Origin of the sequence: Bradyrhizobium sp. AUGA SZCCT0222 (assembly GCF_018130205.1) — a bacterium.
GTDB lineage: Bacteria > Pseudomonadota > Alphaproteobacteria > Rhizobiales > Xanthobacteraceae > Bradyrhizobium.
Genome location: NZ_JAFCLX010000090.1, coordinates 1 through 10,357, shown reverse-complemented (window position 1 = coordinate 10,357; position 10,357 = coordinate 1). Strand labels below are relative to the sequence as shown.

The 10,357-nt window shown below is 61.6% G+C and carries 11 protein-coding genes; 8 read left to right on the top strand and 3 right to left on the bottom strand.

Annotated elements, in window-relative coordinates; translation table 11 throughout:
* The first annotated feature begins 406 nt into the window (after window positions 1–406).
* The 3 genes from JQ629_RS36660 to JQ629_RS36650 all read left to right on the top strand — a co-directional run bounded on the left by JQ629_RS36660 (window position 407) and on the right by JQ629_RS36650 (window position 2,313).
* Window positions 407–1,132, top strand: a complete 726-nt coding sequence (locus JQ629_RS36660; protein ID WP_212416754.1) for a Crp/Fnr family transcriptional regulator — start codon at window positions 407–409, stop codon at window positions 1,130–1,132.
* Between the two features lie 298 nt (window positions 1,133–1,430).
* Window positions 1,431–1,823: a response regulator gene (locus JQ629_RS36655; protein ID WP_192740568.1), complete on the top strand. Its 393-nt coding sequence runs from the start codon at window positions 1,431–1,433 to the stop codon at window positions 1,821–1,823.
* A 244-nt stretch (window positions 1,824–2,067) separates the two neighbouring features.
* Window positions 2,068–2,313, top strand: a complete 246-nt coding sequence (locus tag JQ629_RS36650; RefSeq protein ID WP_192740567.1) for a hypothetical protein — start codon at window positions 2,068–2,070, stop codon at window positions 2,311–2,313.
* A gap of 175 nt (window positions 2,314–2,488) precedes the next feature.
* Here the strand turns inward: JQ629_RS36650 and JQ629_RS36645 are convergent, their stop codons facing one another.
* From JQ629_RS36645 to JQ629_RS36635, 3 genes are all read right to left on the bottom strand, one after another.
* A complete protein-coding gene (locus JQ629_RS36645; RefSeq protein WP_212416753.1) occupies window positions 2,489–3,109 on the bottom strand; it encodes a helix-turn-helix domain-containing protein in 621 nt (206 codons plus the stop codon).
* 764 nt (window positions 3,110–3,873) lie between these two features.
* Entirely contained in the window at window positions 3,874–4,080 is a 207-nt protein-coding gene (locus JQ629_RS36640) for a hypothetical protein (protein WP_192740564.1), read from the bottom strand.
* Between the two features lie 112 nt (window positions 4,081–4,192).
* Complete coding sequence (locus tag JQ629_RS36635; protein ID WP_212416752.1) at window positions 4,193–5,197, bottom strand: glycoside hydrolase family 3 N-terminal domain-containing protein; 1,005 nt, start codon at window positions 5,195–5,197, stop codon at window positions 4,193–4,195.
* A 218-nt stretch (window positions 5,198–5,415) separates the two neighbouring features.
* Here JQ629_RS36635 and JQ629_RS36630 point away from each other — a divergent pair, with 218 nt between their 5' ends.
* The 5 genes from JQ629_RS36630 to JQ629_RS36610 all read left to right on the top strand — a co-directional run bounded on the left by JQ629_RS36630 (window position 5,416) and on the right by JQ629_RS36610 (window position 9,841).
* Window positions 5,416–6,438: an LLM class flavin-dependent oxidoreductase gene (locus tag JQ629_RS36630; RefSeq protein WP_212416751.1), complete on the top strand. Its 1,023-nt coding sequence runs from the start codon at window positions 5,416–5,418 to the stop codon at window positions 6,436–6,438.
* A gap of 186 nt (window positions 6,439–6,624) precedes the next feature.
* On the top strand, window positions 6,625–7,107 hold the full coding sequence (gene greA / locus JQ629_RS36625; protein ID WP_212416750.1) for a transcription elongation factor GreA: 483 nt from the start codon (window positions 6,625–6,627) through the stop codon (window positions 7,105–7,107).
* A 345-nt stretch (window positions 7,108–7,452) separates the two neighbouring features.
* Window positions 7,453–8,493, top strand: coding sequence for a serine hydrolase (locus tag JQ629_RS36620; protein ID WP_212416749.1), 1,041 nt, complete (start codon window positions 7,453–7,455; stop codon window positions 8,491–8,493).
* Window positions 8,494–8,672: 179 nt separating this feature from the next.
* Complete coding sequence (locus tag JQ629_RS36615; RefSeq protein WP_212265973.1) at window positions 8,673–9,245, top strand: thiamine pyrophosphate-binding protein; 573 nt, start codon at window positions 8,673–8,675, stop codon at window positions 9,243–9,245.
* Window positions 9,242–9,841 (top strand): thiamine pyrophosphate-dependent enzyme, encoded by a 600-nt coding sequence (locus JQ629_RS36610; protein ID WP_212416748.1) that lies wholly within the window; start codon window positions 9,242–9,244, stop codon window positions 9,839–9,841. Before JQ629_RS36615 ends, JQ629_RS36610 begins: the two co-directional genes overlap by 4 nt.
* The last annotated feature ends 516 nt before the right edge of the window (window positions 9,842–10,357 follow it).

Here is a 10,357-nt window from a genome sequence, read left to right as displayed (position 1 = left end):
AACGGCCCGGAATTACCGGGCCGTCGTCACTCTCGCAGCCATCGTTCTGTGGATGCGCTAGTGTCCACACCACCTAGGGCGTGTTCCACAACCTTTGGGCCATCGGGCCAGCGGCGTTCCATCCGTGCCTGGAGGCCTTCGAACTGCCAAGGGGCCCGAGCAAGGCCGGGGCGCCTCTGCCGCAGGCCTACCTGCCTCACAGGGCTCCAAAGCTACCCGACGGAGGTCCGGAATCGTGAGCCGCGACAGCTTTGCCGCCGTCGGAGTGCGGCTATTTGCCGATATTTCCCGCCGGCGATTCATGGCAAGATGAACGGACATTTTTGACGGCGGATACGGCGGATATTGCATATTTTTGGTGCCTGGCACCCTGAGACCGGCTTTGACCGTAAGGCAGGAGACTGCTTTGGATTCAGCCCCTCGTTCCCCGAATGGATTTTTGTCCTCGCTGACTGCGGACGATTTTGAACTGATCCGCCCGCATTTGCGCTCCGCCGACCTCACCCAGGATCTGGTGCTGGTGGAAGTCGACGAGACGCTCAAGCGCGCCTACCTGCCGCACCGAGGCGTGATCTCGCTCGTGGTCAAGCTCGCGCGAGGCGAGCACGTTCAGATCGCGATGGTCGGCCGCGACAGCATCTTCGGCGCATTCTCCGCCCTCGGCGATCCAACCGCGCTGAACAGCGCGCTGGTGCTGGTTCCCGGCGTGGCCTCGACGATCGACCTCGATCAGCTTCGGGCGGCTGCCGACCAGAGCCTGACGCTCCGCACTTTGCTGGCCCGGCACGGATTGGCGGTCTACGCGCAAATCCAGCAGACTGCGGGCTGCAACGCCTCGCACACGGTAGAGTCCCGGCTGGCGCGCTGCCTGTTACATACCCGCGACCTGTCCGGCAGCGACAAACTCGTGCTGACCCAGGAAGCGATGGCGCAGATGATCGGCGCGCGCCGCAACAGCGTATCGCTGGTGGCCAACACGCTGCAGCAGGCGAATTTCATCCATTACAGCCGCGGACATATCGAGATCACCAATCTGGACGGCCTGATCAGGACCTCCTGCGAGTGCTACGCGACGGTCAAGACCCAGTACGACCGCCTGCTGCATCCGCGCATCCATTGCGCGGCAGCGTGACCCCTCGGCCGCTGTCCATGGGCGGGCGGGTGCCCGAACCCATTGATAGGCGCCGGCCCGGCGATGCGCGTGAAGATTGCGCCCTGCGATCCGGCTAGCGGGAACTCACCGTATAATTACGGCCGACTTGGCATTTGCCCGGGATTTATTCGGCCGGGAATTAACGCGCTGTTCAATGACCCCTGATACTTGTCACGGTGCTGACGGGTGCAGGTTCGGGAAAGAGCATCGAGACGATTTCGAATGCCACGCGAGTTCACCCGTGTTCGGCGGTTTGCTAGCTGCGCGGAGTAAAGACATGGCTTTTGATTTGTCGATGCCGATCCTGGTGGTCGATGACTACAGCACCATGATCCGCATCATCCGCAACCTCCTCAAGCAGCTCGGATTCGAGAACGTCGACGATGCCAGCGACGGCTCGGCGGCGCTCGCCAAGATGCAGGGCAAGCGATACGGTCTCGTGATCTCCGACTGGAACATGGAGCCGATGACGGGCTACGACCTGCTGAAGGAAGTCCGCGCGAGCCCGGAATTCTCAAACACGCCCTTCATCATGATAACAGCGGAATCGAAGACAGAGAACGTCATCGCCGCGAAGAAGGCCGGCGTCAGCAACTACATCGTCAAGCCGTTCAACGCGGCGACGCTGAAGACCAAAATGGAAGCCGTGTTCCCCAGCGCGGCCGAATAGCATCGTGCCCGGGCGCGCCGCGTTACGCTGAAGGCCGCCGGCCGCCTCGCCTTCTATTCTCGCGACCATCAGACGCAGAGCGGGATCGGCGAACGCCGAGGCGGCATCCGATCTGTCTTGTGGTGTGTCCGGACGGGACGGCCCCGCGCGCTGCACACGCGGCTTGCCGTACTACTACGGTTTACGATTTTCACAGACGGATAACGTTGAATCGCGATAGTCGCGTGGACCAAGGAGCCTCCTCATGTTCACGTTCGAAACGAGCGATCAGAAAGAAGTGCGGCGTTTTCGTATCGCCCAGTTCAACGGCAGAACCGCAACCTTCCGCTCGGCCGGCTCGGCCGTCACCGGCCACGTTCGATCGATCGTGGAAAACAAGTCGAGCGTTCCGGCGGCCTGGGTGATCACCATCATCCCGGAAGAGCCAAAACCTGTTATCGCGACCCGGCCAGCGCCCCGTATGCGCTCTTTCGCGGAAGACCTCTGCTGAGCGGCAACCTGGCGCGATCTTCTCGGAAAGCCGGCTCCCGCTGTTCCGGATCACGCCCTGGTCCGGCCTCGTCGGCCCTGTCGCGTTACAATCGGCCTTTGTGAGCCTGCAGCATTGCGGTGCTTTCACTGCAGGCGCAGTGCGCTTCGCCTTCATTTTTGAGCAAATGAAATAATCAGGCTGGCTGCAACAACGCCTTGCGGACGAGATCCGCGGTGTTGCGGGCGCCGAGCTTGCGCATGGCCTCGGCGCGATGGCTCTCGAACGTCCTCGGGCTGATGTTCATCCGCAAGGCGCCTTGCTTGTTGGAGCAGCCTTCACTGATCAGGCTCAGCACCTCGCGCTCGCGCTTGGTCAGCGGCTTCTGACCGGACTCCGAGGCGAACATCACCCCCGGCGTGCGACCGCCATCCTTGGCGCGGCTGGCCTGGCTCTCCCGCCCCTGCTTGCGATCGGATTCGGAAGCAAAGGCGGGATGCTTGTCCGACATCTGCTTCACCACGACGCAGACGCGTTCGAGTTGTTGAACCGCGTTGTCCACGACCTGTTGCAGGTATACGCGATTGCCGGGCGCCTCGGAGAACTGGTGGCTGTGCTGCTTGATCTCGTTCATGTAGAGCAGCAGCGCCGTCAGCGGCCCGTTCAACTGGCGAGCGATCGACGCTTCCGCTTCTTCCGTTGCGCGAGCGCGCGCGACGGACAATTGGACGATTTCAAGATTGCTCTCAAGAGGCGCGGCGGTTTCCATCCACTTCGGGAAGTGCGAATCACCGGCTCGATGGTCTTGCTGCGACATATAACTAATTTATCGATTCCATTGCCGCCGGTGGTTAATTTTTTAACCAGTAAGAATACGGGGAACCGGCAAGTGGACCGGAAACTGAACCAACGGGAAGGGTTTTGGCCTTCAATCGAGGAAGTATGATGCCATCAGGTCAGGACTCCGTAGTTTTACGGCCCGTAGAAATGCGTTGGCCTCGCGCCTAGTCCCTCATAATTCCGCCTTATGCGTATTTGGTTCTCTAATGCATTCAATTTGATTCGTTATGGTCCCCGTCCGCCGGACTATTTAAACCCAGGCAGCCACGCGGCAACGCAACAAGCCGCGTGTGAGGGCCTCACCGGCAATTCATAGGCGCGGCTTCCATGAAATAATCGACCCGTTTCCGTTAAACGACGGATCGGAAGTAACCTCGACGCGGTTCAGTTGCGCGGGAGCCTCAGGAACTTTTCGAGGAAGCGTCCCGAGGCAACGAGCCTGAACCACCAATATGCTATCCGCCGCGTTGTCATGCGCCGTCGTTAACGCCCGTGTCGGCACCCGCGTGTGACTTGCTTCACAAAGAGCCGTAGAAACACTGTGATCGCAGGCGACCACGGCTTCACCGATTTGCGAGGTGCAGGTCCCGGCGGCCGCGCGATGACCGACGCGCGACATCAACAATAACGAAATCAAGAGAAGGCAGACGGCGATGCCGACATCGCCGCGCACGGCAAGGCGATGCGGGCGCGCCCCAACCGTCCAAACAAGCTTCCGTCCAAATGAAGAATGGCGGTGGATCAGCCAAGCCGGCTGATCTGCTCCTCGGTCACGACGCGCTCGACGTTCTCGGTCTTGCTCTTGATGCGGTAGCGCGGGCGGCCGTCGGCTTCGATCGGCAGGCAGGTGACGATGGTGTAGATGCTGCGTTCCTTGACGGTGGCGCGGCCCTGCGGCCCTTGCAGCTGGTGGTGCACGTCGTCATTGATTGCGTAATTGTGGGCCATCGCCTGTCTTCCCGTTGGAAAAAAGGCTTGTAGTCTCAACGGCCTCGCAAGGCAACCCGCCATTGGCGGGGAACCGGCGCGCCGGTACGCATAGCGCAGTCTCCGGGGCCCGTCAGGCAGCCAAAAGCGCCTTTCGCCGGGCTACCCGGGCGATCGAACCCCTAATGGCGGAACCCGCCAGGGTCCCTTCGTGCAGGCCCTGTTCAATGGACTGGGCGATTCCGGCCATTTCCCGCTCCTGATCGAACAAATTGTTGCCGATGCAGAGCATGTCGATACCGGCCCTCAGCGATTGAAGGCTGGCTTGCCTGGTGCCCAACGCCTTCTGCAGACCCTGCATTTGCATGTCGTCGGTGATCAGGAGCGTATCGGGAAGCCGCCGGCGCAACCGGCCAAGGCCCGCGGCAGACAGGGTCATCGGATTGTCGCGGTCCCATTGCCTGACGATGGCGTGGCTGACCAGCACGGCATCGCCGAACATTTTTGGCGCCAGCGAATAGAACAGCTCTTCCTGTTCGGTGCGCAAACTGTCGGAAATGTCCATGAACTCCTGATGCGAGTCCACCGCCGCGCCGCCGATGCCGGGGAAATGCTTCAGACAAAGCCCGATGCCCGTCTCGCGCGCGACCTCGCTCACCAGCAGCGCATTGGCCTCCACCTCGCCGATATCGGCGGACCAGGAACGCTTGATCTTGCCGATGTTCGGATTGTCGGGATTGTAATCGACGTCGATGACGGGCGCGAAGTCGTAGTGAATGCCGAGGCGGCGCATTTCGGCGAAACTGGCGGCGAGTACTTCCCGCTTCTCGCTCAAGGCGAGATGGTTGAATTCCTTCGCGCTCGGCAGCGGCTTGAACCCCTTGCTCTCCTTGAGCCGCCGCACCAGCCCGCCCTCCTGGTCGATGAACACCATCGGGCGCGACGGCAGGCAGGAAATCTCTTCACAGAGAGACTGCACCTGCTCCGGCGATTCAATGTTGTTGTCGTATTTCTGCGTCTGGCAGGAATAGTCGAACAGGATCACGCCGCCCAGGCCGTAATTGGCCGCAAACTCCCGCAACCATGCCGGGATGGTCTTGCCGAAGAAGCCGAGGATGAAGAGTTCGCCGACGGGCATGAGGGCAGTCCTGATCACCGTTTCAGCGCGCCGAAAAGCCAACAACACTCAACGATGTTCGACCGGCTTGTGTTTCGACCCTGTAACACCCAAGGGCACTTTTGGTCCAGCCTATGCGGGAAACGGCGACGAGCAGTCGATTCCATGTTCGGTGCGCTTACCGTCATGCTTGCGGTGGTGACGGTGGCAAATCGACAGAGACCACTTAGATAGCCCGCATGAAAAGCATCGGATTCCTTTCGTTCGGGCACTGGACGCCCGCTTCGCAATCGCAGACCCGCTCGGCGGCGGACACGCTGCTGCAATCGATCGATTTGGCCGTCGCGGCTGAGGAACTGGGCGCCGACGGCGCCTATTTTCGCGTTCATCACTTTGCCCGCCAACTCGCCTCGCCTTTCCCGTTGCTGGCGGCGGTCGGCGCGAAAACCAGCCGCATCGAGATCGGCACGGCCGTTATCGACATGCGCTATGAGAACCCGCTCTACATGGTCGAAGACGCCGGCGCGGCCGATCTCATCTCGGGCGGGCGCCTGCAACTTGGAATTAGCCGGGGATCGCCCGAGCAGGTCATCGATGGATGGCGGTATTTCGGCTATCAACCGGCCGAAGGCGAGACCGAAGCCGACATGGGCCGGCGCCATGCCAGGGTTTTTCTCGACGTGCTTGATGGCCATGGCTTCGCGCAGCCCAATCCACGTCCGATGTTTCCAAATCCGCCGGGCTTGCTGCGTCTTGAACCGCACTCCCAAGGGCTGCGTGATCGCATCTGGTGGGGAGCTGGCTCGAACGCCACGGCAATATGGGCTGCAAAGTTGGGCATGAACCTCCAGAGTTCGACGCTCAAGAACGACGAGACCGGCGAGGCTTTCCACATCCAGCAGGCTGCCCAGATCAGGGCCTATCGCTCGGCGTGGAAGGAGGCAGGCCATGCGCGCGAGCCACGGGTGTCCGTCAGCCGCAGCATCATTGCCATCATGGATGATCGTGATCGCGCTTACTTCGGCCGCGGCGGAGACGATGACGACCAGATCGGCTTTATCTCTCCCGAGACCCAGGCGATCTTCGGCCGCAGCTATGCGGCCGAGCCGGACGTCCTGATCGAGCAGCTGAGGAAGGACGAGGCGATCAATGAGGCCGACACGTTACTGTTGACCGTCCCGAACCAGCTCGGCGTTGCCTACAATGCCCATGTCATTGAATCGATTCTGACGCACGTGGCGCCCGCCCTCGGCTGGCGCTAAGGTCTCTTGGGATGTTTCCACGGCTGGCATCCGCTTTGCGGCAGGATTGAGCGGCCTCCAGAAGAGGCGGTACCCCAAAAGAGACGACCAGGTTCCATCCGTTCCGCGATATGTGATACGCAAAAACCGCCGAGCGTTGTGTTACAATTCCATTTGCTGGCGTATCCCACTCGAAAGGAGGCCGAGTTGAGCGTTGCCTTCACCAAGGAAGACAGTGCCGAAACCGCATCGGAGACGCTGCTCCCCGACCGCCCGATTTCGCCTCATCCGAACCTGGTTACGGAAGCGGGATTGAAGGCGCTGGAATTTCAACTGCAGCAGGCGCGCGAGGCGTACGAGACGGCGCAGCAGATCGAAGACGTGAATGAGCGGCGGCGGCAAGCGGCGACTCCCTTGCGGGATGCGCGCTACTTTGCGGCGAGAGTTCGGACGGCCCAGCTCATCACCCCTCCTGCGTCGACCGATACTGTTGCGTTCGGGAGCACGGTGACCTTCAGGCGCGACGATGGGCGCGTGCAGAAATATCACATCGTGGGAGAGGACGAAGCCGATCCCAAGGCCGGCTCCATTTCCTTCGTGTCCCCGGTGGCAAGGTCCCTGATGGGCAAAGCTGTCGGAGATGTCGTCGGCACATCCGGTCAAGAGCTCGAGATCATTGCGATCTCTTGAACCCCACCGCACAAGACGCAGCCGATGCGTGGAGCGCAGCGTCTTGTGAGCTTATGGTCGACCGCGACGGCGAGGCTGCGCAGGAGGTCCCGCCGCAGCGCGAGAGCGCTCGACGCAGCAGGTCCGCAAGTCGGCGGAATTCGACCACTTCACGGCAAGTTGACGGCCGCTTCCCGATAACCGCCGGAATCGCGCAGGTAAGAAGATCCTTCGGCGTCAACGAGACGATGGCTCAGTATGGTGACAAGTTCCATGCGCTGGTGGCGATATCGTCGATCGACAGGCCTGATCATTTTCCCCGTTCTGCTACTCGCGCTGGCGGGCGGGTCGGTTGCGGATATTGGTATGGACGCCAAAATTCAGCACATCGTCACGGCCTATCTGGCGCCGGAGACCGTAGGGAAGCCGGGCGGTCTCGCTGTGGCCGTCTACGCTGCGGGTCACACCGATTTTTTCAACTACGGCGTCGCCGATGAATCGACAGGGCAGCCGATCACTTCAGACACGTTGTTCAACGTAGCGTCAGTGCGCAAACCGTTTGAGGCAATCCTGGTCGCGCTGGGTACGCTTCGCGGCGAGCTCCGTCTCGATGACCCCGTGAGCAGGTATGTCCCCGAGCTGCGCGGCGACTACATCAAAGGCGTGACGGTCGGTGAACTGGCAACGCATACGTCCGGACTCCTGCTGCCGACCGATCACCCGCCATGGCCGAACGATTCGTTTACGCTGCCGCAGTTCTTCAAGGCGCTCAACGCATGGACGCCGCAATCAGGCGAGCAGCCGGGCAAGCAGCGCATCTACACGCATGCGGGGTATGTGCTGCTGCAGCTCGCGCTCGAACGCCACTACGGCCGGCCGATCGGTGAACTTATCGAGGCGCGTATCCTGAAACCGCTCGGCATGAACCAGACATTCCTCCCCGAGCGCGGGCCGGACCATCGCGCCATGATGGCTCCGGAGCTGATGAAAAATGTCGTGCAGGGCTACGCCGAGACGGGCATGCCGATTGGTCCACGTGGGGATCAGCAGACTTACTACGATTTCCCGGGGACCGGTCAGATGTTCACCTCGGCGCGCGATCTGGCCACCTTTCTGGCCGCCTTGATCGATGGCCAGGCGATCGATCCGCAGTTGCGGCAGGCGTTGCAGATGACGCAGCGCGAGGCATTTCACGTGACCGAGAAGTTCGGACAGGCGATGGCCTGGGAAAACATCCACTTGAACGACGAGGTCGTCGTCGACAAGCCGGGCGGACTTAACAACGCGTCGGCCTATGTCGGCCTGGTGCCGGCACACAAGACCGGCATCGTCCTGCTCGCCAACCGCGGCGAGTTTCCGCATGAGATCGCCCGCTACCACGTGCTGCCGGAGTTGGCGCGAGAATGAGAGGAACAGCGAAGATTCGCCAGTGGTGATCATAAGTCACCGGGCCTGTCGCGCGTCCGGCAGCTCTTCAATTCTGCAATAGAAGCCATATCGATTTTTGACCTTCTTTTCGAAACGGCGGCGTACTATCCCTCAACGGGGTTCGTTCGAGCCCGATAAAAAAAGGGGGGAGCTTCTCCATGGCGGATCCGCAGAAACAAGAGCCGGCCCGAAACGAGCCGGTCGCACTGCCGACCTGGCCCGACGAAGTGTACCGCGTCCTCAAGGACGCTGACGTGCGCCAGGTCGGAATGGTGCCGGATGCAGGCCACAGCCGCCTGATCCGCGCATTCGAGGCGGATCCTCAAGCCCGCGTCATCACCCTGACCACCGAAGAGGAAGGGATCGCCATGCTGGCAGGTGCCTGGCTCGGCGGAGAACGGGGCGTCCTGCTGCTGCAATCGAGCGGGGTCGGCAATTGCATCAACATGCTGTCGCTGCCGATGATCTGCCGCATGCCGCTCCTGATGCTGGTGACGATGCGCGGCGAATGGGGTGAGTTCAACCCGTGGCAGGTCCCGATGGGCCAGGGCACCAGGGCCGTGCTCGAAGCCATGGGCGTGATCGTGACCCGCGCCGATGAGCCGCATCTGGTCGCCTCGACCGTTTCCGGCGCGGCCAACCTTGCCTTCAACACCTGGCGGCCTGCCGCCGTCCTGATCGGACAGCGCGTGCTCGGTGCCAAGAATTTCAAGGAGCTTGCCCGCAAATGAACGTTCCCAACGAACTGCTGCATCGCCGCGACGTCGTCAATGAATTGCTGCGCGACCGGAGCGATCTCCTGGTCGTTGCCGGGCTCGGCGCGCCCAACTGGGATATCTCGGCTGCGGGCGACAGCCCGAACAACTTCCCGCTCTGGGGCGCGATGGGCGCCGCCGCCATGATGGGCTTTGGTCTTGCCATCGCGCAGCCCAAGCGCCGCGTGCTCGTCATCACCGGCGACGGCGAAATGCTGATGAGCCTCGGCGCGCTTGCCACGATCGCCGTCCAGAACCCTCCTAACCTCACTATCGCCGTGCTCGACAACGAGCGCTTCGGCGAGACCGGAATGCAGAAGACCCACACGGCAGGCGGCGTCGACCTCGCCGGGATAGCTGCGGCCGCCGGCTTCAGGACATCGCGGATCGTCAGGACCATGGCTGAGGTGACCGAGATCCGCGAGCTGGCACACCATGCAAACGGGCCCGTGTTCGCGCAGGTCAAGATCAATCCGGAAGCGCTTTACTTCGTGCTGCCGCCCGCCGACGGCGGCATCCTCACCACCCGCTTCAGGCAATCCGTCCTCGGTGAAAGCTCGCTCTATAATTGACGCAAATATTCGACAATAGCCAAGCCCACACCCATCGGGACCATCAAACCAAGGAGAAGGAACACCTTGAGCGAGAACGCACAATTCGAAAAAGGCCTTGAGGTCCGGCGCGCCGTGTAGGGCGCCCAGTATGTCGACGGAGGCCTTGCCAAGGCTGACGGCTTCATGATGGCGCTTTCAGCGCATCACCACGGAATAGTGTTGGGGTTACGCGTGGACGCGTACTTTCAATAAGGCGCATCGCAACGAACGCAGATTTACGATCCCGCAGCGCGATGCGCTCAAGGTTTGTACGTAACGTTCGCACCTCTCGAACAAGAGAGGGCGCAGGGAATGCCGGATGCGCGCTGCACCCGCGGTCTCGCGTGCGATTGTGCTAAGAAAGCTGCACACGAGCATACAGGGCAGCGGAGAACATCCGACATTCCCTGCGCAGTGGCTTTACGGCTTATGACGCGCTCTCCCCGGTGAGACGGCCTCTATTGCCACCGTCACCCCTCGGAAGCGTTAGCTCCC

What these genes read in the sequence shown, in the direction of transcription:
- JQ629_RS36650 (WP_192740567.1), top strand. Translation starts at nt 2,068, where the DNA reads ATGTTCACGTTCGAAACGAGCGATCAGAAAGAAGTGCGGCGTTTTCGT.
- JQ629_RS36655 (WP_192740568.1), top strand. Translation starts at nt 1,431, where the DNA reads ATGGCTTTTGATTTGTCGATGCCGATCCTGGTGGTCGATGACTACAGC.
- JQ629_RS36635 (WP_212416752.1), bottom strand. Translation starts at nt 5,197, where the DNA reads ATGCCCGTCGGCGAACTCTTCATCCTCGGCTTCTTCGGCAAGACCATC.
- JQ629_RS36645 (WP_212416753.1), bottom strand. Translation starts at nt 3,109, where the DNA reads ATGTCGCAGCAAGACCATCGAGCCGGTGATTCGCACTTCCCGAAGTGG.
- JQ629_RS36610 (WP_212416748.1), top strand. Translation starts at nt 9,242, where the DNA reads ATGAACGTTCCCAACGAACTGCTGCATCGCCGCGACGTCGTCAATGAA.
- JQ629_RS36620 (WP_212416749.1), top strand. Translation starts at nt 7,453, where the DNA reads ATGGACGCCAAAATTCAGCACATCGTCACGGCCTATCTGGCGCCGGAG.
- JQ629_RS36640 (WP_192740564.1), bottom strand. Translation starts at nt 4,080, where the DNA reads ATGGCCCACAATTACGCAATCAATGACGACGTGCACCACCAGCTGCAA.
- JQ629_RS36615 (WP_212265973.1), top strand. Translation starts at nt 8,673, where the DNA reads ATGGCGGATCCGCAGAAACAAGAGCCGGCCCGAAACGAGCCGGTCGCA.
- JQ629_RS36630 (WP_212416751.1), top strand. Translation starts at nt 5,416, where the DNA reads ATGAAAAGCATCGGATTCCTTTCGTTCGGGCACTGGACGCCCGCTTCG.